The 25,464-nt window shown below is 63.1% G+C and carries 26 protein-coding genes; 16 read left to right on the top strand and 10 right to left on the bottom strand.

Annotation, left to right across the window (positions count from 1 at the left end; all coding sequences use genetic code 11):
• Window positions 1-103: 103 nt before the first annotated feature.
• Together BG83_RS0105085 and BG83_RS0105080 are read right to left on the bottom strand one after the other, a co-directional pair.
• Entirely contained in the window at window positions 104-583 is a 480-nt protein-coding gene (locus BG83_RS0105085; protein WP_024975705.1) for a CreA family protein, read from the bottom strand.
• Between the two features lie 33 nt (window positions 584-616).
• On the bottom strand, window positions 617-1,582 hold the full coding sequence (locus tag BG83_RS0105080; RefSeq protein WP_024975704.1) for a LysR family transcriptional regulator: 966 nt from the start codon (window positions 1,580-1,582) through the stop codon (window positions 617-619).
• A gap of 64 nt (window positions 1,583-1,646) precedes the next feature.
• Here BG83_RS0105080 and BG83_RS0105075 point away from each other — a divergent pair, with 64 nt between their 5' ends.
• On the top strand, window positions 1,647-3,200 hold the full coding sequence (locus BG83_RS0105075) for an MFS transporter (RefSeq protein ID WP_024975703.1): 1,554 nt from the start codon (window positions 1,647-1,649) through the stop codon (window positions 3,198-3,200).
• Between the two features lie 3 nt (window positions 3,201-3,203).
• On the opposite strand, the gene BG83_RS0105070 is transcribed toward BG83_RS0105075, so the two are convergent.
• Entirely contained in the window at window positions 3,204-6,236 is a 3,033-nt protein-coding gene (locus BG83_RS0105070; protein WP_024975702.1) for a transglycosylase domain-containing protein, read from the bottom strand.
• A 103-nt stretch (window positions 6,237-6,339) separates the two neighbouring features.
• Window positions 6,340-7,251, bottom strand: a complete 912-nt coding sequence (locus BG83_RS0105065) for a LysR family transcriptional regulator (protein WP_024975701.1) — start codon at window positions 7,249-7,251, stop codon at window positions 6,340-6,342.
• 111 nt (window positions 7,252-7,362) lie between these two features.
• On the opposite strand from BG83_RS0105065, the gene BG83_RS0105060 reads away from it, so the two are divergent.
• Genes BG83_RS0105060 through BG83_RS0105030 form a run of 7 tightly spaced genes read left to right on the top strand, consistent with a single transcriptional unit; the run spans window position 7,363 to window position 13,490 of the window.
• Window positions 7,363-8,472 carry a muconate/chloromuconate family cycloisomerase gene (locus BG83_RS0105060; RefSeq protein ID WP_024975700.1) on the top strand — a complete coding sequence of 370 codons (1,110 nt, stop codon included), beginning with the start codon at window positions 7,363-7,365 and terminating at the stop codon, window positions 8,470-8,472.
• A gap of 38 nt (window positions 8,473-8,510) precedes the next feature.
• Window positions 8,511-8,801, top strand: a complete 291-nt coding sequence (gene catC / locus BG83_RS0105055) for a muconolactone Delta-isomerase (protein ID WP_024975699.1) — start codon at window positions 8,511-8,513, stop codon at window positions 8,799-8,801.
• Window positions 8,802-8,838: 37 nt separating this feature from the next.
• Entirely contained in the window at window positions 8,839-9,774 is a 936-nt protein-coding gene (gene catA, locus BG83_RS0105050) for a catechol 1,2-dioxygenase (RefSeq protein ID WP_024975698.1), read from the top strand.
• 28 nt (window positions 9,775-9,802) lie between these two features.
• A complete protein-coding gene (locus BG83_RS0105045; RefSeq protein WP_024975697.1) occupies window positions 9,803-11,161 on the top strand; it encodes a Rieske 2Fe-2S domain-containing protein in 1,359 nt (452 codons plus the stop codon).
• Window positions 11,158-11,646: a benzoate 1,2-dioxygenase small subunit gene (benB, locus tag BG83_RS0105040; protein WP_024975696.1), complete on the top strand. Its 489-nt coding sequence runs from the start codon at window positions 11,158-11,160 to the stop codon at window positions 11,644-11,646. The genes BG83_RS0105045 and benB overlap by 4 nt, the downstream gene beginning before the upstream one ends.
• 36 nt (window positions 11,647-11,682) lie before the next feature.
• Window positions 11,683-12,711: a benzoate 1,2-dioxygenase electron transfer component BenC gene (gene benC / locus BG83_RS0105035; protein WP_024975695.1), complete on the top strand. Its 1,029-nt coding sequence runs from the start codon at window positions 11,683-11,685 to the stop codon at window positions 12,709-12,711.
• A complete protein-coding gene (locus BG83_RS0105030; RefSeq protein ID WP_024975694.1) occupies window positions 12,708-13,490 on the top strand; it encodes a 1,6-dihydroxycyclohexa-2,4-diene-1-carboxylate dehydrogenase in 783 nt (260 codons plus the stop codon). The genes benC and BG83_RS0105030 overlap by 4 nt, the downstream gene beginning before the upstream one ends.
• Before the next feature lie 89 nt (window positions 13,491-13,579).
• On the opposite strand, the gene BG83_RS29640 is transcribed toward BG83_RS0105030, so the two are convergent.
• Window positions 13,580-13,747 (bottom strand): hypothetical protein, encoded by a 168-nt coding sequence (locus BG83_RS29640; RefSeq protein ID WP_200869025.1) that lies wholly within the window; start codon window positions 13,745-13,747, stop codon window positions 13,580-13,582.
• Window positions 13,748-14,141: 394 nt separating this feature from the next.
• Here BG83_RS29640 and bioA point away from each other — a divergent pair, with 394 nt between their 5' ends.
• The 5 genes from bioA to BG83_RS0105000 all read left to right on the top strand — a co-directional run bounded on the left by bioA (window position 14,142) and on the right by BG83_RS0105000 (window position 18,737).
• Window positions 14,142-15,548: an adenosylmethionine--8-amino-7-oxononanoate transaminase gene (gene bioA, locus BG83_RS0105020; RefSeq protein ID WP_024975693.1), complete on the top strand. Its 1,407-nt coding sequence runs from the start codon at window positions 14,142-14,144 to the stop codon at window positions 15,546-15,548.
• Window positions 15,535-16,782, top strand: a complete 1,248-nt coding sequence (gene bioF / locus BG83_RS0105015) for an 8-amino-7-oxononanoate synthase (protein WP_024975692.1) — start codon at window positions 15,535-15,537, stop codon at window positions 16,780-16,782. The genes bioA and bioF overlap by 14 nt, the downstream gene beginning before the upstream one ends.
• A gap of 1 nt (window position 16,783) precedes the next feature.
• Window positions 16,784-17,473: a dethiobiotin synthase gene (gene bioD, locus BG83_RS0105010; protein ID WP_024975691.1), complete on the top strand. Its 690-nt coding sequence runs from the start codon at window positions 16,784-16,786 to the stop codon at window positions 17,471-17,473.
• A gap of 55 nt (window positions 17,474-17,528) precedes the next feature.
• Window positions 17,529-18,047: a hypothetical protein gene (locus BG83_RS0105005; protein ID WP_024975690.1), complete on the top strand. Its 519-nt coding sequence runs from the start codon at window positions 17,529-17,531 to the stop codon at window positions 18,045-18,047.
• A 165-nt stretch (window positions 18,048-18,212) separates the two neighbouring features.
• Window positions 18,213-18,737 carry a hypothetical protein gene (locus tag BG83_RS0105000; protein ID WP_024975689.1) on the top strand — a complete coding sequence of 175 codons (525 nt, stop codon included), beginning with the start codon at window positions 18,213-18,215 and terminating at the stop codon, window positions 18,735-18,737.
• On the opposite strand, the gene BG83_RS0104995 is transcribed toward BG83_RS0105000, so the two are convergent.
• The 3 genes from BG83_RS0104995 to BG83_RS0104985 are packed head-to-tail and all read right to left on the bottom strand — an operon-like array spanning window position 18,706 to window position 20,143.
• Window positions 18,706-19,578, bottom strand: coding sequence for a DUF817 domain-containing protein (locus BG83_RS0104995; protein WP_024975688.1), 873 nt, complete (start codon window positions 19,576-19,578; stop codon window positions 18,706-18,708). The two genes, BG83_RS0105000 and BG83_RS0104995, sit on opposite strands and share 32 nt — an antisense overlap.
• A complete protein-coding gene (locus tag BG83_RS0104990) occupies window positions 19,579-19,788 on the bottom strand; it encodes a DUF1653 domain-containing protein (protein WP_024975687.1) in 210 nt (69 codons plus the stop codon).
• Between the two features lie 7 nt (window positions 19,789-19,795).
• Window positions 19,796-20,143 carry a hypothetical protein gene (locus tag BG83_RS0104985; RefSeq protein ID WP_024975686.1) on the bottom strand — a complete coding sequence of 116 codons (348 nt, stop codon included), beginning with the start codon at window positions 20,141-20,143 and terminating at the stop codon, window positions 19,796-19,798.
• A 355-nt stretch (window positions 20,144-20,498) separates the two neighbouring features.
• On the opposite strand from BG83_RS0104985, the gene BG83_RS0104980 reads away from it, so the two are divergent.
• Window positions 20,499-21,485, top strand: coding sequence for a hypothetical protein (locus BG83_RS0104980; protein WP_024975685.1), 987 nt, complete (start codon window positions 20,499-20,501; stop codon window positions 21,483-21,485).
• A gap of 184 nt (window positions 21,486-21,669) precedes the next feature.
• The gene (locus BG83_RS0104975) at window positions 21,670-22,008 is read left to right on the top strand and encodes a zinc ribbon domain-containing protein YjdM (protein ID WP_024975684.1); all 339 of its coding nucleotides are present in this window, start codon (window positions 21,670-21,672) and stop codon (window positions 22,006-22,008) included.
• A 146-nt stretch (window positions 22,009-22,154) separates the two neighbouring features.
• Here the strand turns inward: BG83_RS0104975 and BG83_RS0104970 are convergent, their stop codons facing one another.
• Window positions 22,155-23,366 (bottom strand): MFS transporter, encoded by a 1,212-nt coding sequence (locus BG83_RS0104970; protein WP_024975683.1) that lies wholly within the window; start codon window positions 23,364-23,366, stop codon window positions 22,155-22,157.
• Window positions 23,367-23,440: 74 nt separating this feature from the next.
• On the opposite strand from BG83_RS0104970, the gene BG83_RS0104965 reads away from it, so the two are divergent.
• Complete coding sequence (locus BG83_RS0104965) at window positions 23,441-24,460, top strand: AraC family transcriptional regulator (RefSeq protein ID WP_051541445.1); 1,020 nt, start codon at window positions 23,441-23,443, stop codon at window positions 24,458-24,460.
• Window positions 24,461-24,463: 3 nt separating this feature from the next.
• Here the strand turns inward: BG83_RS0104965 and BG83_RS0104960 are convergent, their stop codons facing one another.
• Window positions 24,464-25,381 carry a LysR family transcriptional regulator gene (locus BG83_RS0104960; protein ID WP_024975681.1) on the bottom strand — a complete coding sequence of 306 codons (918 nt, stop codon included), beginning with the start codon at window positions 25,379-25,381 and terminating at the stop codon, window positions 24,464-24,466.
• Window positions 25,382-25,464 lie beyond the last annotated feature (83 nt).

Raw genomic sequence — 25,464 nt, 5'->3', positions numbered from 1 at the left:
ACGTATGCACCCCTTTTGCGCCGTCTACCGTTGCTCGGCCACCACGCTTGCGTTGCCCCGCACCAATGTGGTGCTAGCACCGCTTTTCTATACGTCTTGCGCCTCACTTCACCGGAATGGGTTGGCTGGCCGGGATCGGAACCGCCGTCACACTGTTCTTCGGGCTGCCCGAAATGACCTTGTCTGAATACGTCAGATAGACCAGCACATTACGCTTGCGATCGACCGTGCGCACCACGTGCAGCGTCTTGAAGACGAGCGACAGGCGCTGCGTGAACATGTCGTCCTGCTGCGGCAGCGGCTTGACGAAGCTGATGTCACCGACCTGGCGGCAGGCCACGGCGGCTTCGCTCACGTCTTCGGCCACGCCCAGCGAGCCCTTGATGCCGCCGGTGCGCGCCCGCGAGACATAGCAGGTCACGCCCTGCACAAGCGGATCGTCAAAGGCTTCGATGACGATCTTGTCGGAGCCCGTGATGCGGAAATTGGTGCTGACGCTGCCGATGTCTTCGGCGCGAGAGCAGCCAACGGTGCTCAGAGCGAGCGCGGCAATCAAAACGGGGAGTTTGGTAAACGGGCGCATGGCTTTGCGTAGATAAAAAGGAAAGATTGAAAGTCAGAGCAGCGACTCAGGCGGCCAGGACGCGGCAGCTTCGTCCACAAAGGTGGGCCGCATGTCGGTGTGCTGGCGGGAATGCTCTATGCGGCGGTGCAGGGCGTCCATAAACACTTTGACCTTGGCGGGCATCAGGCGGCGGCCCGGGAAGACGGCATACACGCGCATCGGCGGGGATTGAAAGTCTGTCAGCACCTCCTGCAGCGCGCCCGAAGCGATCAGGTCGGTAGCGAACACAGAGGTGATGCGGGCGACACCCAGGCCTGCAATGGCGGCCTGCATGCGCAGTTCGCTGTTGGAGGTGCGCATGCGGAAGTCCAGGGGCAGATTGATCGTCTCGCCGCCGGGCGTGCGGAACTGCCATTCGGCTTCGTTCGAGGTGCCGAGGCAGGGCCAATCGGCGAGTTGGTCTGGGTGGGTGAGCGGCCCGAGGCGTTCCAGCAGTTGCGGGGCGACGACCACGGCGCGCCGCAAATCAAAGACGCGCTGAGCGACGAGGCCGGAATCAGGCAACGGGCCACGCGGCACCGTCAGCATGATGTCGTAGCCCTGGGCGAGCGGGTCGATCTGGCGCGGCGCGACGTCCACCTCGATGCGCAAGCCGGTGTGCTCGCGCATGACTTCCAGCACCACCTCGGCGAGCTGCTTGGCGGCAAACTCATACGGCATGGCAATGCGCAAGGTGCCCGCGGGTGACTGGAACGTCGCTGCCGCGTCTTCCGACACTTCGCGCAGCCGCTGGAACAATGGGCCCGCGTCGCGCAGCAGGGCTTCACCGGCATCGGTCAGGCGCAGGCGGCGTGTGCTGCGCTCGAAAAGGCGCACGCCCATCTTGCCTTCGAGCCGTGACACCGCCGTGCTGACAGACGACTTGGGCAACCCCAGCCGATCGGCCGCGCGCGTGAAGCTGCCGAGCGTGGCCACGGTGCAGAAAGTGTCCCAGTCGTTCCAGTCCGTCGTTCGCATAGTTGAACAATGAATTTGTTGGCAGGCGATTTCCGCCGGTTTCGAGGCAAATTACCATCCTTGCATGAACACGCCAAGCACAGACCACATGGTTTCTCCGCCGTCCGCACCGCGCAAACCCGCCGCCGCATCGACCGTCGGCGGCCGGATGGAATTGCGCATGGTGGGCATGGTGATTGGCTTGGCGACGGGCGTGGACTACATGTCCAACCTGATGTTCTCGATTGCCGGGCCGCATATCGAAGGCGGGGTGCTTGCATCACAGGATGTCTATCTCTGGGCCGTAACGGCGTATGCGGCAGCGGCCAGCCTGGCGATTCTGGTGATGGGGCGGCTGGCCGATCACATGACATACCGGAAGCACACGCTGTTGTCGCTTCTGGTGTTCATCGTCGGCACGCTGATGTGCGCGGCGGCCGAGGGCGGCACGATGCTGATCGTCGGGCGGGCGGTGCAGGGGTTTGGCGGCGGGCCGATGTTGTCCACTTCGCGCATCTTTGTGCAGCACAGCCCCGTGCACGAACGCCGCACGATGATGAAGGGCATGATCTACGGCATCTTCGGACTGAGTTGCGTGTCACCGATGCTTTCGGCGGCGCTCACGGAGCAATTCGGCTGGCGCGCCATCTTCGTCGCGCAGTTGCTGGTGGCCGTTGTAGTGTGCGGGCTGGTGGCGGCGTTCTATCCGCATCCGAAGATGCACGAGCGCAAGGGCGATTTCGCCTCGCTCGACTGGCCCTCGGCCATCGCGTTCGGGCTCGCGGCGCTGATTGCGCTGCACGGTTTCCAGCAGGCGCGTTTCATTCATCCGGATGGGTCGCCCGCGCAGGTGGTGCCGATCATTGCGGTGGTGGCGCTCATCATCTGGATCGGTATTCGCCAGACTGGCCATCCGTTGCCGTGGGTCGATTTACGGGCGACGCTGCAGCGGCGCTTCCTGATGGGCATGGTCTTCTACGCCATCTATTACATGTTTGCGAGCGCCTGGGGGTTTCTCTCGTCGAGCCTGCTGCAGAACGGTTTGGGCTTCCGTTACGAGACCACCGCGCAATTGATGAGCCTGGGCGGCCTGGTGACGGTGGTGCTGGGCATCCTGAACTTTCAGTTGACGAACGTGCTGCCGACCAAGCGCGTGCTGATCTCCATCGGTTTTGTGCTGATGGCGACTGCTCTGCTGTGGATGTCGCGTGTAGCCATGCCGGGGGCTTCGGTGGCGGCGGTGGTGCCGGGGTTCATGATAGAAGGCATGGTGGGGATGTTTGTGGTGATCCAGGTGGCGGGGCTGTCTTACGTGGATTTGCCCGCCAAGGATTTTGGCCATGCCTACCAGTTCAAGGGAATCATGCGGGCTTGGGCGCAGGCGTTTGGGACGATGGGGGCCACGTTGTTGCTGCAGCGCGGACAGGCGCAGCATCGCACTGACCTGGTGGGGCACGTAAGCGCGCTGACGCCGGCCTGGCAGTGGCCGCATCCGTTGCAGGGTTCTGAGTTGATTCGCATCTCGGCGGAGATTGATCGGCAGGCGACGTTGTTGGCTGTGGGGGATTTGTTTGCCTGGGGCGCGGCAGTGGCGTTGGTTTGCGCGGGGGCGATCTGGTTGCAGCGGTCTTTGCGTTGATGGTCAATCCAGCTTTTGTTCCGGTGCCGTGGCCTGCGGCATCTTGCAGTTGAAGGCTGGCGCCTCGTCTTGCAGGTTCAGGTGGTTCATCAGCGTGGGCGCCAGGACTTTTAGCACTTGCACCGTCAGTGCGCTGGTGAATTTGTACTTGGCCGCGTCTGCGCCGGCTACGTAGGCCACGACGGTGCCGAAGTAACGGTCTCCCAAATAGAAGACGAAGGCGCCGGAGCGGCTGACGACCCGCTCCGAGATAAGGCCACCGCCGCGGCTGAAGGTTTTGAAGCGGTTGTCGCCGGTGCCGGTTTTACCGCCGATGGCGATGGGTTTGCCATCCTTCTGGACGAACGTTCCGGAGATTCGCTTGGCGGTGCCACCTTCGACGACGCCGGCCAGCGCGGATTTGACCAGGGGTGGAATCTCGGGCGGCAGCACGCGTTCTCCAGCGCTGGGGTCGCGGCAAAGCATGACTTCATAAGGCGTGTCGGCGGCGAAGCGCAGGCGGTCGATACGCACGCTGGGCAGGCGGATGCCGTCGTTTTCGATGATGCCCATCAGCTCCGCCAGCGATGCCGGCCGGTCTGCCGATGCGCCGATGGCCGTGCCGTATGACGGCACCAGCGATTCAAACGGATACCCCAGCCGCTTCCACATGGCATGAATCTGCTGGAACGCTTCAATCTCCAGCATCTGTTTGATGCGCTTGTCTTGCGCGGCTTTGCGGTGCGATTGCAGCAGCCATTTGTAGACGGACACGCGTTCATCGGCGCTCGCCTCGTTCACCTGCGCGAGCGTGGCTTGAGGATGGGTCCGCAGGTACGCCACCAGCCAGAGTTCCAGCGGATGCAGTCGTGCGATGTAGCCGCGGTCGGCCAGGTCGAAACGTTGGACGGAATACTTCTCATACAGATTGGTGAGTTCGGCCTCATCCAGCTTTGCGCCTGGCAGGTAGCTGCGGATGAACGCTGCGAGCTTGCCCGGACCGGCTTCCGGGTCGATGCTGCGGTAGATCGTGGCTAGTCGCACCGGTGTGGCGCGGGTGCTTTGCACGAGAATGGCTTCGCGCTCCTGGTCGGTCTTGCCCTTGTACTTTGTGTAGAACCGGCCCATGAACAGCTTGCCTTCGCGGTCGGCAAAGCGTTGCAAGTAGACCTGCCGCTGCGGGGAGTCCGGGTTGGTCAACGCCTCGGCGCCGGCGTTGGGCAACTGATGCTGAAAGTAGCGCGAGATGTCACGCATGATCCGCACGAACACCAGATTGACGGAGTGCTTGAGCCCCTCGCGCACCGTGAAGTTCTGCGTGCCTTCCCATTTCTCGAAGTTCTCGAAGCTCTGCATGCCGCCGCCGGTGGCAAACCATTCGCCGGCGTTGCCGGAATATTTGCGCTCCATCGATGCATCGAGCATCGCCTTGAGCGACCGGTCTTGCGTATGGGCGAGGTAGTCGACCGACCAGCGCTCGATCGGGTTCTGCACGGGGATGTTGATCTTGCGCAGCGCCGCCGCAGGCTGGTCGGCATAGCGCTTATGCAGCTCGGCCACGATCTGGAGATACGTCACCAGCGTGCGCAGCTTGGCCGTTGAGCCCAGATCCAGCTTGACGCCTTCGTTGATGTCGAACGGCTTGTCGAACGTGTCGGCCTGCACCAGCACCCGGTTGCCGCCGGGCGCGCGTTCGTAGAGCGTGAAGCTGTAAGTCACGCCGCGCGGGTCGCCGCGCTCCAGCATCATGTCGCCGACGAGGCCGGCGGCCTTGGCGTGCGCCGGGTCGCGCAGCTTGCGCAGCTCAGTTGAGATATCGCGCTGCAACGGCGCATCGAGCGTGCTGCTGGCGGTCAGGTCGAGCCGGTCAAGCGCGTACATGCGCGAGATGCCCAGCATGCCCGCCAGGTTGACGCGTACGGCGTTTGTCCCCTTGTGCTCGATGGGCGGAGGCGGCACGCGCGTGTTCAGGGCCTGCTGCTTGAGCGATTGCGCAATGGCCGCATCGCGCAGCGCTGGCGGAATCACGCCGGATACGGCCAGCACGCGCAGGTACGCATCGGTCAACGTTTCCAGTTCATCGAGATTCTCAAGATAGTACGACGGGCGCCGCTGCGATACGAGCAAGCTCAGCGCCTCCTTGTATGCCAGCGCACGGTCTGCCAGCGGCGCGGCTGAGTTGGCCGAGAGCAACGCATTCACCTGTGCGAAGTCGCGTCCGTACCAGACCCACAGCGCATCGCCAATCCCTTGAATCTCGCCAAACCCGGCGCGCGCGCCCAGCGGTACGGTGTTCAGATAGTCGACTGCAAGCTGGTGGCGCGTGACGGTGGTGTCTTCGCCGTTCAGATAGGCGCGGGCGGATGCGGAGGCCATCTGGCGCAGCTTTTCGCTGGGGGAATCGGTGCGGCCTTCCGGCGAGTGGCGGTACTTCTCGATTTGCGTAGCGAGCGTGCTGCCCCCGGGCGATTCATGCGCCGGGTTGACGACGTGCAGGGCGCGATCCCACACGGCGCGCGCCAGGCGCGACCACTCCACGGCCGGATTGCGTTTGGGGTATTCGGTCTGCAACAGCGTGCGGTTCTCGATGGCGAGCAGCGAGTCGACCAGCAGCGGCGGCACCGACGCAAAACTGTCATACACACGTTCGGGGTGCCGCACGTGGTAGATCGGGCTGCCATCGTCGTCCAGCAACTCCAGCCCCGCCTGGTCTTTTTCGCGATAGGGCGGATTCATGCCGCTGTCCATTCGCGCGACCATCTCGCTGGATGGCACGCCCTGCTGAGCGACGATGTAGCCGCGCGAGCGCAGGCGGTCCAGAAAGGTCGGAAGGTCGTGATAACCGAGCCGCTGGTCGTAGGGGCCGGAGTTCGGGTAGCGGGCCGAATTGTTCGGCCCCGGTTTGACAGGAAAGGTCTGCGATTTCGCCAGCTGCGCAAAGTAGTGGGCTTGCCAAGCAGAGGTGCGAAATTCACGAGCGACAAGCAAGGCAGCTATCGCAAGCAACAGCGCCCCGACGAGGGCCAACTTGATGATGGGGCGGCGTATTCTTTTCACTCGCTTGCGCTCCAATCGCAGGCGGACGGGCGCCTTGCTTCAATCTAGCTCATGCGGCCGTCGTGTCCAGCGGCTTGTAACTTTGGGGCCGCCATTGCAAGCCTTACGAGGGTGCGTAATACGGGATCTTCTGCTCGTCATACAGCCGATACGTCAGTGCCAGCATGGCACGGATGTCTTCAGACTCGTCGAGCAGTCGCGTGCTGAAGATAATGGGCGAGACCAATTGCGGATCGTCGAGTTCCATGTAGCAGACATCTTCGCGCCGCAAGCCCGCCACACTGCGCGGCACGACTGATACACCTTCGCCTGCGGCGACCAACCCCAGGGCGATTTGCAATTCCCGTGCCTCGTAGATCTTGCTGGGTTCCAGGGCGCGATCGTGGAAGAGGGCGAGCACCTGGTCCGCATAGCTCGGACGCGGTGTGCGTGGATAGATGATGAGCGTGTCGCCGACAAGGTCGCGCAGGGATGCGGTCGTCCTGCCGTCCAGCAGCGCATGGCCTGACGGCAGCGCGACGATCAACCGCTCATCGCGCAGGAGGATGCGCCGCACGTTCGGGTCTTCATAGCGGATGCGGCCGAACCCGACGTCGATGCGGCCGTCCTTGAGCGCCTGAATCTGGTCCATGGTCGTCATCTCGTGCATGGTCAGATCGACCATCGGGTACTCCGCCCGAAAACGCCGGATGACCTTCGGCAGCATCCCATACAGCGTCGAAGCCACGAAGCCGACGGACATGCGCCGCTCGATCTGACCCACGCGCTGCGTCATCGAGGCAAGTTCTGCGGTCTGCGCGAGCAATTGCCGCGCGTGCGCGTGGAAAAAGCGGCCGGCTTCGGTGAGCTTGAGCGGGCGGCTGCCGCGCTCGAACAGCAGCACGCCGACTTCTTCTTCCAACTGCTGAATCTGCCTCGAGAGTGGCGGCTGCGCGATGTGCAGCCGTTCAGCTGCACGCGTGAAGTTCAGCTCTTCAGCAACGGCAACGAAATAGCGAAGGTGGCGCAGCTCCATTTTTATACCTGATGGGTATGAAACTGATACTAAATCGGTGTTGGACGCAATAAATCGCGCTGAGTAATCTGGATTCCACGTTGATAGCAGTTCTTCTGATACCTGGAAAACATGATTCGCTCGATCGAGGCCATTCTAGTGGATGTGCCCACCATCCGTCCGCACAAACTGTCCGTCGCCACCATGCACACGCAGACGCTCGTTCTCGTGCATGTGTGCTGCGAAGACGGCATCGAAGGCTGGGGCGAGGCCACCACCATTGGCGGCCTCAACTACGGCGAAGAGAGCCCCGAGAGCATCAAGGTCAACATCGATACGCACATCGCGCCGCTGCTGATCGGCACGGAGGCCCGCAATGTCGCGGCTGCCATGGCCAAGGTGCGAAAGACCATCCAGGGCAACCGTTTTGCCAAGTGCGCGCTGGAAACGGCGCTGCTGGATGCGCAGGCCCGCCGGCTCGGCGTGCCGCTGTCGGAGCTGCTCGGCGGCCGCCTGCGTGATGCGCTGCCGGTGGCCTGGACGCTCGCCAGCGGCGACACGAAGAAGGACATTGCCGAGGCAGAGGCGATGCTGGCTGAGCGCCGTCACCGCATCTTCAAGCTGAAGATCGGCCTGCGCCCGGTGGCAGACGACGTGGCCCACGTGCTGGCCATCAAGCGCGCCCTGGGCGACGCCGTGAGCGTGCGCGTGGACGTCAACCAGGCCTGGAGCGAGCTTGATGCCGCCAACGGCATCGCCGCGTTGCAGGCCGGCGGCATCGACCTGATTGAACAACCGGTGCGCGCAGAAAGCCGCGCCGCGCTGGAGCGCCTCGCCCGCCAGTTCGCCGTGCCGATGATGGCCGACGAAGCGCTGCATGGTCCGCTGGATGCATTTGAGTTGGCCTGCTCTGCCAGCGCCGACGTCTTTGCCGTGAAGATCGCGCAATCCGGCGGCCTCGTGCCGGCCATGCAGGTAGCCGCCATCGCGCAGCTTGCAGGCATCGGCCTGTACGGCGGAACGATGCTCGAAGGGGCCGTTGGCACGGCAGCGTCAGCCCACGTGTTTTCCACCTTTGGCGAGCTGCAGTTCGGCACCGAGCTGTTCGGCCCCTTGTTGCTCACGCAAGAACTGCTGACCGAGCCGCTGCAATACCGCGATTTCATGTTGCAGGTGCCCACCGGCCCCGGCCTGGGCATCGAGATTGACCGCGACAAGCTGGCGCGCCTGCGCCGCCAATAAGAACAACCAGACCTCGACACCCCACCAAGGAGACCACGATGCTGTTCCACGTCCGCATGGATGTCCGCCTGCCGGCCGACATGCCCGCCGATGTCGCCAACGAGATCAAGGCGCGCGAGAAAGCCTATTCGCAAGATCTGCAGCGCAGCGGCAAGTGGCGCCACATCTGGCGCCTGGTTGGCGAGTACGCGAACGTCAGCGTCTTCGACGTGCAGAGCAATGCCGAACTGCACGACATCCTGACGGCGCTGCCGCTGTTTCCGTACATGGAGATTTCGGTAACACCGCTGTGCCGTCACCCCTCGTCAGTTCACGGCAATGACGCCTGAGACATTCCCCCCAGAAAACCACGTGGAGACACCCATCATGAACGCGCGCGTATTCCAAACGAAAGAAGTGCAGGACCTGCTGAAGGCCGCCACCAATCTGGACGGCAAGGAGGGCAACGCCCGCCTGAAGCAGATCACCCATCGTTTGCTGGCCGACCTGTTCAAGGCCATCGACGACCTCGATATCACGCCCGATGAAGTGTGGGCAGGTATCAACTATCTGAACAAGCTCGGCCAAGACGGCGAGGCCGCATTGCTGGCTGCAGGTGTGGGCCTGGAGAAGTATCTCGATATCCGCATGGACGCTGCGGACGAGGCACTTGGCATCAACGGTGGCACGCCGCGCACGATTGAGGGTCCCCTGTACGTTGCGGGCACGACGGTACGCGATGGCGTGTCCAGGATCGATATCGATCCGGACCCGGCTGCAGGCCCACTGATCATCCACGGCACGGTGACCGGTGCCGACGGCAAGCCGGTGGCTGGCGCTGTGGTCGAGTGCTGGCATGCGAACTCGAACGGCTTCTATTCGCATTTCGATCCGACCGGTGCGCAAAGCCCGTTCAACCTGCGCGGCGCGGTCAGGACCGGTGCCGATGGCAAATATGAATTCCGCACGCTGATGCCGGTGGGCTACGGCTGCCCGCCGCAAGGTGCCACGCAGCAACTGCTGAACGGGCTTGCCCGCCACGGCAACCGGCCTGCGCATGTGCACTTCTTCGTCACGAGCAATGGCCACCGCAAGCTGACGACGCAATTCAACATCGAAGGCGATCCGCTGATCTGGGACGACTTTGCCTATGCCACACGCGAAGAACTGATTCCGCACGTGGTGGAGAAAACCGGTGGTGCCGCGCTCGCCCTGAAGGCCGATGCGTACAAAGACATTGAATTCAATATTGCCCTGACGCCACTGGTTCAGGGCAAGGACAACCAGCGCGTGAATCGCCTGCGCGCTTCGGCCGAGGCTTGAGGCCGAGTGCCTCAACGTGGAGAAAACCATGTCCGCCTTGATCGATAAAGCCAGCGAACTGGACCAACTGCTGTCAACCGCCGTGGTGGATGACGAAGAGGCCGGCATCTTCCGCTGCCGCCGCGATATCTTCACCAACCCGGATCTGTTCGAGCTGGAGATGAAGCACATCTTCGAGAACAACTGGGTGTATCTGGCGCATGAAAGCCAGATCCCGAACAACAACGATTACTACACCACGTGGATCGGCCGCCAGCCGATCGTCATCACCCGCGACAAGACCGGGGAGCTGCACGCGGTCATCAACGCGTGCGCGCACAAGGGTGCGATGCTGTGTCGCCGCAAGCATGGCAACAAGGGCAGCTTCACGTGCCCGTTTCACGGCTGGACGTTCTCCAACACGGGCAAGCTGCTCAAGGTAAAGGACGAAAAGACCACCGAGTATCCGGTGCAGTTCAACACGCACGCCTCGCATGATCTGAAGAAGGTGGCGCGGTTCCAGAACTATCGTGGCTTCCTGTTCGGCAGCCTCAATGCCGACGTGCAACCGCTCGAAAACTATCTTGGCGAAGCGCGAGTGATCATCGACCAGATCGTCGATCAGGCGCCCGATGGCCTGGAAGTGCTGCGTGGCAATTCTTCCTACGTCTATGACGGCAACTGGAAGATGCAGATGGAGAACGGCTGCGACGGCTACCACGTGAGCACCGTGCACTGGAACTACGCCGCAACGATGGGGCGGCGCAAGGAAGGCGGCACCCAGGCGGTGGATGCGAACAGCTGGAGCAAGTCGGTGGCGGGCGTCTATGGCTTCGAGCACGGTCACATCCTCTTGTGGACCAAGACGATGAATCCGGAGGTGCGGCCCGTTTATGCACACCGCGACGAAATCAAGGCGCGCGTGGGCGAAATCCAAACGGACTTCATCGTCAACCAGACCCGCAATCTGTGCCTGTATCCGAACGTGTTCCTGATGGATCAGTTCAGCACGCAGATTCGCGTGGTACGGCCAATCAGTGTCGACAAGACCGAGGTCTCCATCTTCTGTTTCGCGCCAAAGGGCGAGAGCGCAACCGACCGTGCCACGCGCATCCGCCAGTACGAGGATTTCTTCAACGTCACGGGCATGGGCACCGCCGACGACCTGGAGGAATTCCGCGCCTGCCAGAACGGATATGCCGGCACCACCGCGCTGTGGAACGACCTGTCGCGCGGGGCGCCGCTGTGGATTCACGGCCCTGACGAGAATGCAACCAGGATGGGATTGAAGCCGCTCATCTCGGGCGAGCGCAGTGAAGACGAAGGCCTGTTCGTCTGCCAGCACGAATATTGGGTGCGCGTCATGCGCGAGGCACTCAAGCAGGAATGCGAAGGAGTGCCGGCATGAGCACGGATTACCAGAACATCTGCGCCGCCCTGTACCGCGAGGCGCGACTGCTTGACGACCGCCAGTGGGACGTGTGGCTCGAGTGCTACGCGGAAGACGTCACCTACTGGATGCCCGCATGGGATGACGACGACCAGTTGACCGACGACCCGCAGAGCCAGATCTCGTTGATGTACTACGCCAATCGCTGCGGGCTGGAGGATCGCGTCTTTCGCATCAAGACCGAACGCAGCGGCGCTTCCACGCCGGAGCCGAGAACCAGCCACACGGTCACCAACGTGGAAGTCCTGGCCGAACGCGGCGATGAGGTCGACGTGCGCTACAACTTTCACACGCTCAGCCATCGGTACAAAACCACCGATCACTTCTTCGGCACGATGTTCGTCACCCTGCGCCGCGCCGGCGATGGCTTCCTGATCGCATCCAAGAAGATCGTCCTGAAGAACGACTACATCCGGCAGGTGCTCGACGTTTATCACGTCTGATCTGCACCCACGTATCCAAGGCAGCGGAGGTATCCCATGTCCAGTTTCACAGTCGCATTGAACTTCGAGGACGGTGTGACCCGTTTCATCGATTGCAAAGCGGGGGAGAAGGTGCTCGATGCCGCCTTCCGCGCCAAGATCAACCTGCCCATGGATTGCTCCGATGGTGTGTGCGGAACCTGCAAGTGCCGCGCCGAGAGCGGAAGCTACGACCTCGGTGACGACTACATTGACGATGCCCTGACCGAAGACGAGAAGAACACCGGCCTCGTCCTGACGTGCCAGATGGTGCCGCAAAGCGATTGCGTGATCGCGGTGCCCACCACGTCGACCAGCTGCAAGACTGGCCAGAGCAGCTTCGGGACAACGGTGTCGAAAGTCGAGTTGCACAACGACGCAGCCGTCGTGCTTGAACTGGATGTGGATGCCACTGCGCCGGTGTTTCTCCCTGGCCAGTACGTCAACATCGGCGTGCCGGGCAGCGGGCAGCATCGCTCGTATTCGTTCTCATCCGCCCCCGGAGAATCGAAGATCAGCTTCCTGATCAAGAAGATTCCCGGCGGCGTGATGAGCCGTTGGCTGGAAACCGCACGGCCGGGGGACAAGCTCGATCTGCACGGGCCGCTGGGCAGTTTCTATCTGCGCAATGTGCAGCGGCCGCTATTGTTCCTGGCGGGCGGCACGGGCCTCGCGCCGTTCCTGTCGATGCTTGAAGTGCTGGCACGCACCAATTCGCAGCAGAAGGTGCATCTGATTTATGGCGTGACCCGTGACCTAGACTTGGTGCAGGTCGATGCGCTGGAAGCCTATGCAGCACGGTTGCCGAACTTCAGCTATGCCACCGTCGTGGCCGACGCCGCGTCGAATCATCCGCGCAAGGGTTGGGTGACGCAGCACGTGCCGGCCGACGCCCTGAACGACGGCGACGTGGACGTCTATCTGTGCGGCCCACCGCCAATGGTCGACGCCGTGCGCAAGTACTTTGACGATGAGGGCGTGAAGCCCAACAGCTTCTACTACGAGAAGTTCACGCCCAATGCAGTACCGGAGGCGAAGGCGGCATGAGCATGCAACGATTCTCAGGCAAGACTGCCGTCGTGACGGGCGCGGCCCAAGGCATCGGGCGTGGCGTGGCATTGGCGGTGGCACAAGAGGGCGCCCAGGTGCTGCTGGTGGATCGAGCAGAACTGGTCTACGAGGTGCAGGCCGAGATTGCCGCTGCCGGCGGTCAGGCCCACGCCACCACGGCGGATCTGGAAACCTACGCTGGCGCTCAACATGCGGTGCAGGCCGCGCTTGATGCCTATGGCCGCATCGACGTACTGATCAACAATGTCGGCGGCACGATCTGGGCAAAACCGTATCAGCACTATGAAGAAGCGCAGATCGAGGCGGAGATCCGCCGCTCATTGTTTCCCACACTGTGGTGCTGCCGCGCCGTGCTGCCGCACATGGTGGAGCGCCGGCAGGGCGTGATCGTGAACGTGTCGTCGATTGCCACGCGCGGGATCTACCGGATTCCGTATTCGGCGGCCAAGGGCGGTGTGAACGCGCTCACGGCCAGCCTGGCGCTGGAGCATGCGCAGGACAACATTCGCGTCAACGCCGTCGCCACGGGTGGCACCGAGGCGCCGCCGCGGAAGATTCCGCGCAATACAGCGCCCATGTCGGAGCAGGAAACCGCGTGGTACCAGGGCATCGTCGACCAGACCATTGCCAGCAGCCTGATGCATCGCTACGGAACGATCGACGAGCAGGTGCGAGCGATCCTGTTCCTGGCTTCGGACGAGGCCTCGTACATCACCGGGACGGTGTTGCCGGTGGGCGGTGGCGATTTAGGCTAGGTGCGCGTGAAGCGGCCAAAGCAAAAACGGCGCCGATGCGCCGTTTTTTTTTTGCCTTTGCGGCATGGCTGACGATTCAGCCGCAGGCCTTAGCCCAGGTATGAGCCCGACTTGCCAACCACTTCTGCGTACACCAGGTTGTCATCCCAACCGTTGCGGAAGAAATTGACCACTGCGCGCAGCAGCGATGGGCGACGGGCGGCCTGCACTTGAGCTTGGCCGGCGAACTTCGGGGTGTAATAGGCTTGCTGGATCATGATGTTTTCTCTCGTTGCGTTATCTAGGGTTTTCCCGAGTATAGGGTTATCCCTAGGGCGAGGCAATGACGCAACGCAAACGTGCGGTCCATTCTGAACATCACTCAAAGTAAATAATCCTTCAGCCCTCCCGCCTCCGTCGCAAGTTTCGAGGTCGCGTTCGGCCGATGCCTGCTCGATGTGATTTTTAGGGCCTTTTTTATTGCGCCGGAAAAGATTTTTTAGCGACAAGTTCCATGCAGGACGTTGGAAATCCGCCGAAGAAGCGCGTTTCGTCTTTCTTTTTCGGTCTATGTGTCGTTAATTTCATTCAACGTGCGGGCTTGTTGTTTGATCGATATGCCCTCTACCATACGCCGCCGAATCCCCCGCTTCTGTTTCGAGGAGGCCTCGTATGGCGTATCCCCCAATTCCGGTGCCGGTTGACGGCGCGTCCAGCGCCAATACGGCGTGGCAGGCGCGCAGCCGCGCGGCCGTCTGGCATCCGTGCACCCAAAATGCACGGCTCGATGCCATGCCGCCGCTGCCGATCGCACGCGGCCAGGGGCCGTGGCTGATCGACTTTGATGGCAAGCGCTACCTGGACGGCACCAGTTCTTGGTGGGTGAACCTGTTCGGCCATGCGAATCCGCACATCAACGCGGCGCTGAAGACCCAGCTCGACTCACTGGAGCACGTCATGCTGGCGGGAGCCACGCATCGCCCGGCAGTGGAGCTGGCTGAGCGCCTGATCGACCTGACGGACGGTGTGCTGGGCCACAGCTTCTTCGGCTCCGACGGTGCTTCTGCCGTGGAAATCGCACTCAAGATGAGCTTCCACGCCCATCGCAACGCAGGGCAGGGCGCGCGCAGCCGTTTCGTCTGCCTGGAACATGGCTATCACGGTGAAACGCTCGGCGCGCTGGGCGTGACCGATGTCGCGATCTTCCGCGATGCGTATGACCCGCTGATTCTGCAATCGCACCGCGTGCCATCGCCGGACGCGCGTCTAGCCGGCCCAGGAGAGACCGCCGCCGACGTGGCCGAACGCGCGTTGGCCGCGCTGCGCGATTGCCTGAGCACCAACGCCGGCACCATCGCCGCCGTCATCATCGAGCCGCTGGTGCAGTGCGCCGCCGGCATGGCCATGCACGACGTGAGCTATCTGCGCGGCGTACGCGCGCTGTGCGATGAATTTGGCGTGCACTGGATTGCGGACGAGATTGCGGTCGGCTGCGGCCGCACCGGTACGTTCTTCGCGTGCGAGCGGGCTGGCGTGTGGCCGGACCTGCTGTGTCTGTCGAAGGGCATCAGCGGTGGCTATCTGCCGCTATCGATCGTGCTGTCGCGTGATGCCATCTATGACGCCTTCAACGACGATGCACCGGTGCGCAGCTTCCTCCATTCGCATTCGTACACGGGCAACCCGCTGGCATGCCGCGCGGCACTGGCCACGCTCGATCTGTTTGCTGAAGAAGACGTCTTTGCGCGCAATCGCGTGACCGCCGCGCGCATCGCCCAGGGGCTGGCGCCGCTGTCGCACGATGCGCGTTTTGCCCATCTGCGGCAGACGGGGATGATCACCGCGTTCGACGTGCACCCCGAAGTGGCCGGTGCCCGTTTTGCTGAACGTTTTGCGCTGACGGCGCGTACGCATGGGCTGCTTCTGCGCCCCATCGGCACCACCGTTTATCTGCTGCCGCCTTATGTGCTGACCGACGAAGAGGCCGACATCCTGGTCGAACGCACGCTGCAGACGCTTGAAGACACGCTGGCCCAAGCTACGGGCGAAACAGAAGGACACACCTATGCGATTGCTTGACGACCTGCAGGCGGGACTTGCCGCCATCGATGCCGCGCACCTGCGCCGCGTGCGTCGCACCGCTTACAGCCCGACCGACCGCAGTCAGCGCATCAGCGTGTCCGGGGGCGAACCGCGCGACATTCTCGGCTTTTGCGGCAACGATTATTTGGGCCTGGCAGCGCATCCCGCCTTGGCCGAGGCGGTGACGCGCGGCACGCAGCAATATGGCTTCGGCAGCGGCGCATCGCATCTGGTCAGTGGCCATTCGATCGCACACGCGCGGCTGGAAGCACGCATGGCTGCGCTGCAAGCTGAACACATTCCCGAGGCAGACGCGCTGTTCTTCTGCACCGGCTACATGGCCAATCTGGCCGTGGTGAGCGCCATGGCGCAGGCCGGCGGCATCCGCCCGGCGGAGGAGTGCACGATCTTTTCCGACGCGCTGAACCACGCCTCGCTCATTGACGGGGCACGGTTGTCGCGGGCGCCGATCAAGGTCTATCCGCACGTCGACCTGGCTGCGCTGGAAGCGCTTCTGGCCGCGAGCACCAGCCGCAACAAGCTGATCGTCACAGACGGCGTGTTCAGCATGGACGGCGACATCGCACCGCTGCCCGAACTGCTCGCGCTGGCCGAACGCTACGACGCCTGGCTGATCGTCGACGACGCGCATGGCTTGGGCGTGCTTGGCGAAAAAGGTTCGGGCGTGCTGTCGCATTTCGGGCTGCACTCGAAACGCCTCATCTATGTCGGCACCTTCGGCAAGGCCGCTGGTGGATCGGGCGCGGCCATCGTCGCGCACCGGCTGGTGATCGACTGGCTGGTCCAGCGCGCACGCACGTACATCTTCACAACCGCCACGCCGCCGGGCATTGCGTGTGCGGTGGAAGCAGCATTGGATCTGATCGCGGGCGAGGAGGGCGCTGACCGCCGCGCACGCCTTGATCGCCATATCGCCGTTTGGAGTACCCATGCGCAGCGTTTGGCCGCGCGTTTCGGTTGGCAATGGATGCCATCGCCCACGGCCATCCAGCCGATCGTGATTGGCGAGAACGCCCCCGCATTGGCGCTGGCCGCCGCGCTGGAACGCGAAGGCATCCGCATCGCCGCCATCCGCCCGCCGACGGTGCCAGCGGGCACGGCGCGTCTGCGCATCACGCTGTCGGCCGCACATACCGATGCAGACATCGAGCGCCTTGCGCAGGCGCTGGAAACGGCCGGCCAGTCTCTGCAACCGGCCAAGGCAGCCTGATATGCGCGCGCGCTTCGATTGCTTTGTCACCGGCACGGATACGGAGATCGGCAAGACGCTGGTCAGCGCGACATTGCTGACCAAGCTTACTGATGCCGGCTACCGCGCCGCAGGCCTCAAGCCGATTGCTGCCGGCACGCTGGCGGGCGCGCCCACGCGCACCAATGAAGACGTCGAGCAACTGCGCGCCGCCGCGTCAGTCGATCTGCCGCTCGACACCGTTTGCCCATGGCTGCTCGATGCGCCGATGTCTCCGCATTTGGCCGCAGCGCGAGAGGGCGTGACGATTACGCTGCCGCCGATTCTCGATGCGTTTGCGCACGCCAGATCGTTGGCGGATGCCGTTGTGGTGGAGGGTGTCGGAGGTTTCCGGGTGCCGCTGTCAGACGACTTTGATACGGCCGAGATGGCCGTGGCGCTGGGCTTGCCCGTGGTGCTGGTCGTCGGGTTGCGCCTGGGCTGCCTGAACCACGCCGCGCTCACCGCCGAGGCAATTGCCGCACGCGGCCTGCATCTGGCAGGCTGGGTCGGTAACGTGGTCGACCCGGCCATGGCAGGGCTTGACGACAACGTCGCCACCTTGCGCCGCTGGATCAACGCACCGCATCTGGGCACGATCCCGCGATTGCCGCACGCCGATGCGCGCCTGGCCGCAACGCACCTCGATATCACGCCGCTACTCGCGCGTTGAACCTAGGCACGGCGGTAAACTACCGGCTTCACTCAGTTAGGCGAGGGCGGTTGTCATGCGCGCAATGCGGTGGGCGGCGGTAGCGATTGTGGTTGCGGCAACGGCGGGATGTGCGGCACTGGAATCCCCCGTCACCAAGGGCCAACGATTGGTGGGTGCGGACGAGCCCGCCGTGCAGGCGCAGTTCGGGCCGCCGCGCGAAACCTATCCGCTCGATGGCGGCACCCGCTGGCTCTATCCGACCAAACCGTACGGCCAGTTCACCTACGCGGCCGATTTCGATGCCAGCGGCAAGCTCGTCGCCTTCAAGCAAGTGCTGAGCAGCCTTGAGTTTGCCCAGGCCAAGATCGGTGTCTGGACCCGGGACGACGTGCTGCGACATTTCGGCCAGCCGGTGGAAACGGCGTATTTCCCGCGCATGGACCGCCTGGTCTGGTCGTACCGCTTCAAGGCGGACGACGTCTGGCCGTCGCTGATGCACTTCTACTTCGACCCCGCCGGTGTATTGCAGCTCACGCAGATCACGCCCGACCCGCTCTACGATCCGGACCGCCCGCGACTGTTCCGCCGATAGCTGGCCGGCAGTTGAGGCAGCGCAATTCGATTGTGCGCTCAGGGTTCCTCCCGCATTGCGAGCTTTGCGCAGCGACCTAAGCTAGAAAGCAGGGGAGGCAGACGCCGCCGGCGCTTGCCGAAAGCAACCGTCACCAGAACGGGCGCGCATTGTTGGGGGTGCATCATGCTGACGCATCGCTGGGTCGATATCGACCCGATCGCAGCGGGACAACATCCGCTGTACGGCATTGCCGGATGGCTGCCGTGGGTACTGGCCATTGCCATCGCCGGGCCAACGTGGGTGTTCTGGCAAGGGTTGTCGATGGATGCGCTGCAACTGGCCGGGGCCGATCTGTTTGATGCCAACGCGCCGGGCAGCGGGGCGATCAACCTGACCACGCTGCTTTATCTGATCTCCTGCGTGACGGTCCTGGTACTGGCTACCACGCACGACAGCGCGTTCCGGCCGGCCATGCTCGCGCACATGGCGCTGCTGCCGCCGCTGATCGGGCTCATGTTGATGGCGGGCGGCATTCCAGGAGCGCGCACCACCTTTATCGACGGCGCCGCCGTGGCGGTGGCGCTGACGTTCACGTGCGGCGTCTACCTGCAGCTCTCGCGCCGCGTGCGCATCACCTTCGAACTCCGCGACTGGGCGCCGGGCGAGCATGCCTGGTTCAAGCGTCAGAAACGGGCCGCGGCGGGTTGACCAGCGTGACCATCACGTAGCTCATGATGGTCAGGAGGAACCAGGCGCCGAGCTTGGCTATGGACACCATTTCCCAGCCCTGCAACTGGTTCGGATAGAGCCACGTGCGCGTGAACGTGCCGATGTTTTCCGCGAGCCAGATGAAGAGCGCTACCAGCGTAAAGCCGAGCAGAAACGGCATGCGCCGGTGGACGCGATCAATGCGAAAGTGGATCCAGCAGCGCCGGAATGCCACCGCAATCAGCGCCATCAGCACGTAGCGCAGATCCCACCAATAGTGGTGCAGGAAGAAATTCGCGTAGATGCCCAGAGAGAGCAGGGCCGTCACGGCCAACGGCGGGTGCTGCGAGAAGCGCAGGTCGAATTCGCGCCACGCCCGCGCGATATAGCTCCCCACAGAGGCGTACATGAAGCCCGTGAACAGCGGCACACCACCGATGCGCAGCACCGACGCCTCGGGATAAATCCACGAACCGACTGCAGTCTTGAACACCTCCATGCCCGTACCGGCCACATGGAACATCAAGATCACTTTGGCTTCGTCCCACGTCTCCAGCTTCAGCCAGAGCAAGGCAATCTGAATGATGACCGCGGCAATCGTCAGAGCGTCGTAGCGGGCAATCGGCGCGTCGGCCGGATACCAGAAATGCGTGCCGATCAGCAGGGCGACCATCAACCCGCCGAACAGGCATGCCCACGCCTGCTTGATGCCGAAGACGACAAACTCGTGCAGCCCCGCAGTCAGTTGGCCATGGCGCGCGGCCCAAGCGCCGGTGCGGTCACGCCAATACGTAAAACGGGCCCGCAGGCCCGCTCGCAAGGAGAAGGTTTCGGTCGGCATTCAGTCGATCAGCGCAAAGCGCGGCACCTGCCGGCCGTCGACTTCAACCATTTCATGGAACATCGTTGACGGGCGTGTCCAGATCGTGCCGTTGGCGGCGCGATAGACCGTCATCTTGATGGCAGGATCGGGCTCATACGTGGCCTCGCATAGCCATTCGTACTCGCCGCCCTTGTAGTGGCGGTAGCGTCGCGTCGGGGTGCTCTGCATGGCGGCTTCAGTGTTGCGTGGGCTTGTCGTCTTCGTCGACGTAGGGCATGTGTTTGCCCTCCTGCGTCTGCGCGCCGAGCTTGGCGTCTTCCATGGCGTCTTGATACGCGAGCATGGCGGCGGCCACGGCTTCGGGTTCGCCGTTAAACGAGATCACGCTCTCGCCGCAGTTCGGGCATTCGCCGCCGAAGATGGCGTGGATGCCAGGCATGTCGCGCGGTTCCATCCCTTCGAATTCGGTAAAGGCGGTCTTGCAGGCGCCGCAGACCAGCTTTTCGGGGCGCAAGGCGTCCAGTCGGCTCTGCGCCTGGGACATGCGTTCGGCTTGCGTGCCGCGTCGTTTGGCTTCGCCCATGGGCTTCTCCTGTTCAGCAACGGTCGTTGAAGGCTGGATCATAGAACGAAGACCGGTGCCTGTCGCGCACTTGACGGATTGCCCACGAATCGAACGGGCGGGATGTCCGCGAAAAAGCGATGGCAATGACGCGCAGAGGTGAGGGCGGTCAAGCGAAAGAAAGTCGGATATTCAATGAATGGATTGAATTGAAAGTGTAAGCAGATTCTGCTTTGGCAGATTATTTTCGGTTGAATTTTGTGTTGCGGTGGATCAATGAAGTTTTAATCATCAAATGCAATGAAAACCACGCTGCATAAGCTGATGTCTCTGGCATAGGTTGTTGAATCTTCGTGAAAAGAATAAGGAGTTCGCCATGAAGACATTGCTGCAGACAACGCTGATCACGGCAATGGCAGCGGCTTTGGCCGCGTGCGGGGGCGGCGATGATGAAGGCGGTGCCGCACCCCCCGTGCTGCAGCAACCTTCCTCCATCCGGCTGGCGGACCCTGCCAACGGTTACCTGAACGCGCGAACCGCTGCCGCCTATACGTACTTTGGTTCTCGCGATACTTACAGCCTCTACGCGATCAGCCTCTTCTCCGTCATCGCTGCGGGCAGCCAGGCGGGCCCCGGAACCTTATCGTCCAACTGCACGGGCGGAGGCACCGCATCCATTACATTCAACGATCGTGATGGTTCGAACAGCATCTCGGCAGGCGATACCGCCAGCATGACGTTTGCGAATTGCCAGGAGAACGTTGAACTTGCCGGCGCAACGTTATTGACGACGCTCAATGGCGGAATGTCATTTGTCATCAATGCGGCGTCGGGCCCGACAGCAAACCTGCAGGATTTTTCGTTTGTCGCGGCCGTCACCGCTAATAATCTGAGCGCGCAGGCAGGTACCGCTTCAATGACATTCAATGGAACGATGACGATTTCCAAATCGATTCCGCAGCCCGACAGCACGCTGAAATACATTGCGACGTCCAATGACGCAACCGTGAACCGCAACATCAATGGCGTCCAGGATTCCATCATGCTGGCAGGCTGGCGTCTGGATGATGCGCTTTCGCTGCTGACCTTTACCGATGAGGTGAAGCTTTCCGGCAACCTGAATTTCACGACGGCCTCGGGCAACGAAAACCTTCTGCTGACCACGACGTCGCCGTTGGTCGTGGGCGCCTCGGGCGTACCGAGCGCCGGCTCCGTGGCGTTTGCCACCACGGAGGATCGGGCGAGCGCATCCTTTGCCTCCACGGGTGATGTGGCGCTGGCGATCGACGCAGGGAAAACGGGGACGGTTTCCGCGACCCTTTCAACGACGATCAGCGTGCTGGAGAGCCTGTTCGGCAACTGAGCACGGCAGCTTTGAGGGCGTCGCAACGGACGCCCTCAAGAGCAAGATGGAAACGGGCCCGGTCGGCGACGGGGCCCGTTTTCTTGCTGGCGCGGCGCATATCGGCGTGACAATGGTCAAGCCATCCAGGGGGGTCCGGCTGGTATAGTGCGGGCCCCAATTCAGCCGCTTCATGCCACTCGATATGTCCACGATTCCCGCCTGTCCTCAATGTGCCTCTGAGAATACCTACCAGGACGGCGAAATGATGATCTGCCCGGATTGCGCCCACGAATGGGACCCTCGGGAGCCCGCAGCCGAAGTGGAGGCCGAACCGGAGATCAAGGACAGCAACGGGAACCCGCTGCGTACCGGCGACGCAGCGCTCCTGATCAAGGATCTGAAGCTCAAGGGTGGTTCGGGCACGCTCAAGGCGGGCACCAAGGTGAAGAACATCCGGCTGGTCCCGGGTGACCATCCGATCGATTGCAAGATCGATGGCGTGAGCTATCTGCTCAAGCCGGAGTTTTTGAAGAAGGCTTAAGAGGTGTGAGGCGAGACCGGTGGATGCCGGTCGACCATCTATTTAACATAATGCAAATTATGAGAAATACAGGTGCGCGCTTTGATGTTGGACCCAACCCACACCCGACCAGCCCAGCCCAGCCCAGCAGCGCGCATCTTGCTCCGTCACTCAGCCATTGCCGGCACCATCTCCAGGCGCTTGGGCACGCCCGTCACGATCGTCGCGACGGCAATGGCCAGCACTACGGCGGCGCCAATGAACACACCCACCGCGCCGTTCGCGTCGAACACCACGCCGCCCGCTGCCGCACCGGTTGCAATTGCAAGCTGCACAGCCGCGACAATCAGGCCACCCGCGCTTTCGGCTTCATCAGGCACGGTGCGCGTGACCCATGTCGACCACGCCACCGGCACGCCGCCAAACGCCATGCCCCACAGCGCGATGAGCACGGCATCGAAGACCGGCGCACGGCCCAGCGCAACAAGTGCGATGCTGAGCACCACCATCAGCGCGGGCATGGCGATCAGCATTGGCCGCAACCGGTGTTCCAGCACACGGCCGGCGAGCGATGTGCCAACGAAGTTGGCAATGCCGTAGCCCAACAGGATCGCTGACAGGCCGTTTACGCCAACGCCTGCAACCTGTTCGAGGAATGGCCGAAGGTACGTGAAGAACGCAAAGTGACCGGTGAACACCAGGATCGTGGCAAACATCCCGATGCCGACGCTCGGGCGTCGCAGCACGTCGATCAATGTGCGCAGGCGCGTCGTGCCGCTTGGCGCCATCGACGGCAATGTCGCGACCTGCGACACGAACGCAATCACGCCCAGCCCTGCTGCGGCCAGGAACACATTGCGCCAGCCGATCAGGTGGCCGAAGTAGCTGCCCAGCGGCGCGGCGGCGATCGTGGCGACGGCCACGCCGCTGAAGATGATCGACAGCGCCCGCGGCACCATCGCGGCAGGCACGAGCCGCATTGCGGTGGCGGTGGCCATGGTCCAGAAGCCGCCCAGCGCAATGCCAAGCACCACGCGGCCGATCAGAATCGTCGTCAGGTTGGTCGCGAACGCCACCGCAAGGTTGGATGCCACGAGCAGCACCGAGAATGCGAGCAGCACGCGCCGCCGGTCGATGGAGCGCGTGACAGCGGCGGTCAGCAAGCTGGTGACGAGCGCAACCGTTGCGGTGGCCGTGACGGCCTGTCCTGCCACGCCCTCGGTCACGCCGAGGCTTTCCGCCATGGGCGTCAGCAGGCTTGCGGGCAGGAATTCGGCCGTGACGAGCCCGAACACGCCCAGCGCCATCGCAAAGACAGCGCCCCAGGCGGGTTCACGCGGAGCCGCGATTGAGGCAGCCGTGGAGATTCCGGGATTCATGCGTCGGTCCGTAGAAAAAGATCAGGGGAAATACCAATAAGGCCGCATGGTAGGGCCCCATCGCCGGACGGTCTATGGCATACAATCCGGTCTTGTTGATCAATCGTCCGGATTTTGGGATGCCCTCTTCTCTGCCATCTGCCTTGCCCGACGTGCACGACCTTGTCAGCGAGCTGCTGCTGGGCATGCGGCTGAGTGGCGTCCAGTACCGCCGTATCCACGTAGCCCGGCCCTTCGGGTTGAGCTTTGGCGAGGCGCCAGGCCGTGCGCAATTCCACTTTGTTGGGCGCGGGCCGGTGCTGCTGCGCGACGCGTCGGGCGCAACGATGCAGCTTGAGGCTGGCGATGCCGTGCTGCTGCCACAGGGCACGCCGCATGCGTTGTTGTCCGATCCGGATGTGCCGTGCCGCGAGATCGCCGGCTTTGAAGCCGCGAAGATCTGCGACACGGTGGCGTCGGTTGGCGCCGGTACGGAATCGGCGCCGGGGGATGCGCTCATTTTCAGCGCCTGCATGGAGTTGGATCTGGGCGGCATGCAGCCCCTAGTGGGCACCATGCCCGAGTTCATGCACGTCGGCACCCTGCTCGCGCGCTATCCCGAAATCCGCCCGATGCTTGATGCGATGGAACGTGAATCGTGCTCGGAGCGCGCAGGTTTTGCGGGCATCCTGGCGCGACTGGCAGACGTCGTGGCCGCTTTCATCGTGCGCGGCTGGGTGGAGTGCGGTTGTGGCGATGCGACGGGCTGGGTGCAGGCGCTGCGCGAGCCGAAACTCGGTCGCGCGATCGTCGCGCTGCATCGAGACCCAGGCCGCAACTGGAGCGTTGCCGAGCTGGCGGCGCAAGCGGGCGTTTCGCGTTCGGTATTTGCCGAGCGCTTCCTCGCAGCCACAGGAATGACGCCCGTACGCTATCTGACCGAGCTGCGGATGCGACTCGCCGCGCAATGGATCACGCGTGACCGCGAGGCAATTGAAGCCGTCGCATACCGGCTCGGCTACGGGTCTCTCGCTGCGTTCAGCCGCGCCTTCAAGCGGGTGGTCGGGCGCCCGCCAGGGGCCATGCGCACGGAAGGCGCCGAACTTGACGCGTGATGTTCAACGATGGCGATAGTCCTGCGCCGCGTGCCGGATCTCCTTGCTGAATTCCGCACACACATGCGTCATCAGGTCGGCCGAACGGTAGACCATGTAGACATTGAAATCCGGCAGTTCGTCTTCCATCGGCAAGACTTCGAGCGAGCCGGGAACCATGCGCAGCGGCCCGCCGGTGCCGCTGAAGACGAATTCCGACCACATGCTGACGACGTCCGTCTTTGTGGCCAGTTGCAGCCCTAGCAGATTCGATGCGCTTTGCACGATCCGGCGGGGTATTTCGAGGCGGTGCAGCCGCATCAGGCTGGCCATCGGGCTGCCCGGGTCTTCCAATGGGTCGAGCACGAGCCAGTCGGCATCCAGCAGCGGGCGCAGCCTGCGTACGCGGCGCAGCGGATGGCCTGGGCGCACCGCCAGGCGCATCGGCACCGAAAACAGCGGCTCCCACTGAAAACTCCCCGTGCCGGGGCCGCTGTTGCTGGAGATCAGTCCGATATCGAGCCGCCCTTCGCGCAGCCCTTCCAGAATCTGCTGCGGACGTTGTTCGAAGCCGCGTAGCGCGACGTTGGGAAACCGCTTGCGCAGTGCCGCCATCGCGTCCGGCAGCGGTCCGCTCGACGCCACGGCGGTAAAGCCGATGTTGAGTTCGGCCTCCGCATGCCCGCGGATGGATTCGATGTCTTCCAGCGCGTGACGCAACTCCTGCTCGACCACGCTGGCCCGTTTGACGAGCGCCATCCCATACGCCGTCAGGCTCACGCCGCGCACCGAGCGCGACAGCAGCGTGACGCCAAGCTCCCGTTCCAGCTCCGCAATCGCCTTGGATAACGCGGGCTGAGAAATATGCAGCCCGCGCGAAGCCTCGTGGATGCTGCCGTGCTGTGCCACGGCAAGCAGGATGCGCAACTGGTGCAGCTTCACGTGGCTCCTCCCCATTGTTAGGCGCACTGCCCGGCACTCGGCGTCACCCGATTCCGCCCCAGGATTCGCGGGCTTTCCCCGAT

This window comes from Ralstonia pickettii, from assembly GCF_000607165.1.
GTDB classification, from domain to species: domain Bacteria; phylum Pseudomonadota; class Gammaproteobacteria; order Burkholderiales; family Burkholderiaceae; genus Ralstonia; species Ralstonia holmesii.
Note: the sequence above shows the minus strand (reverse complement) of the source record. Positions and strands in the feature narration are given on the sequence as shown.

Bases quoted from the DNA above. Each gene is read 5' to 3' on its own strand.
- BG83_RS0105085 (WP_024975705.1), bottom strand. From the start codon at position 583: ATGCGCCCGTTTACCAAACTCCCCGTTTTGATTGCCGCGCTCGCTCTG.
- BG83_RS0105080 (WP_024975704.1), bottom strand. From the start codon at position 1,582: ATGCGAACGACGGACTGGAACGACTGGGACACTTTCTGCACCGTGGCC.
- BG83_RS0105075 (WP_024975703.1), top strand. From the start codon at position 1,647: ATGAACACGCCAAGCACAGACCACATGGTTTCTCCGCCGTCCGCACCG.
- BG83_RS0105065 (WP_024975701.1), bottom strand. From the start codon at position 7,251: ATGGAGCTGCGCCACCTTCGCTATTTCGTTGCCGTTGCTGAAGAGCTG.
- BG83_RS0105060 (WP_024975700.1), top strand. From the start codon at position 7,363: ATGATTCGCTCGATCGAGGCCATTCTAGTGGATGTGCCCACCATCCGT.
- catC (WP_024975699.1), top strand. From the start codon at position 8,511: ATGCTGTTCCACGTCCGCATGGATGTCCGCCTGCCGGCCGACATGCCC.
- catA (WP_024975698.1), top strand. From the start codon at position 8,839: ATGAACGCGCGCGTATTCCAAACGAAAGAAGTGCAGGACCTGCTGAAG.
- BG83_RS0105045 (WP_024975697.1), top strand. From the start codon at position 9,803: ATGTCCGCCTTGATCGATAAAGCCAGCGAACTGGACCAACTGCTGTCA.
- benB (WP_024975696.1), top strand. From the start codon at position 11,158: ATGAGCACGGATTACCAGAACATCTGCGCCGCCCTGTACCGCGAGGCG.
- benC (WP_024975695.1), top strand. From the start codon at position 11,683: ATGTCCAGTTTCACAGTCGCATTGAACTTCGAGGACGGTGTGACCCGT.
- BG83_RS0105030 (WP_024975694.1), top strand. From the start codon at position 12,708: ATGAGCATGCAACGATTCTCAGGCAAGACTGCCGTCGTGACGGGCGCG.
- BG83_RS29640 (WP_200869025.1), bottom strand. From the start codon at position 13,747: ATGATCCAGCAAGCCTATTACACCCCGAAGTTCGCCGGCCAAGCTCAA.
- bioA (WP_024975693.1), top strand. From the start codon at position 14,142: ATGGCGTATCCCCCAATTCCGGTGCCGGTTGACGGCGCGTCCAGCGCC.
- bioF (WP_024975692.1), top strand. From the start codon at position 15,535: ATGCGATTGCTTGACGACCTGCAGGCGGGACTTGCCGCCATCGATGCC.
- bioD (WP_024975691.1), top strand. From the start codon at position 16,784: ATGCGCGCGCGCTTCGATTGCTTTGTCACCGGCACGGATACGGAGATC.
- BG83_RS0105005 (WP_024975690.1), top strand. From the start codon at position 17,529: ATGCGCGCAATGCGGTGGGCGGCGGTAGCGATTGTGGTTGCGGCAACG.
- BG83_RS0105000 (WP_024975689.1), top strand. From the start codon at position 18,213: ATGCTGACGCATCGCTGGGTCGATATCGACCCGATCGCAGCGGGACAA.
- BG83_RS0104995 (WP_024975688.1), bottom strand. From the start codon at position 19,578: ATGCCGACCGAAACCTTCTCCTTGCGAGCGGGCCTGCGGGCCCGTTTT.
- BG83_RS0104990 (WP_024975687.1), bottom strand. From the start codon at position 19,788: ATGCAGAGCACCCCGACGCGACGCTACCGCCACTACAAGGGCGGCGAG.
- BG83_RS0104985 (WP_024975686.1), bottom strand. From the start codon at position 20,143: ATGGGCGAAGCCAAACGACGCGGCACGCAAGCCGAACGCATGTCCCAG.
- BG83_RS0104980 (WP_024975685.1), top strand. From the start codon at position 20,499: ATGAAGACATTGCTGCAGACAACGCTGATCACGGCAATGGCAGCGGCT.
- BG83_RS0104975 (WP_024975684.1), top strand. From the start codon at position 21,670: ATGTCCACGATTCCCGCCTGTCCTCAATGTGCCTCTGAGAATACCTAC.
- BG83_RS0104970 (WP_024975683.1), bottom strand. From the start codon at position 23,366: ATGAATCCCGGAATCTCCACGGCTGCCTCAATCGCGGCTCCGCGTGAA.
- BG83_RS0104965 (WP_051541445.1), top strand. From the start codon at position 23,441: ATGGCATACAATCCGGTCTTGTTGATCAATCGTCCGGATTTTGGGATG.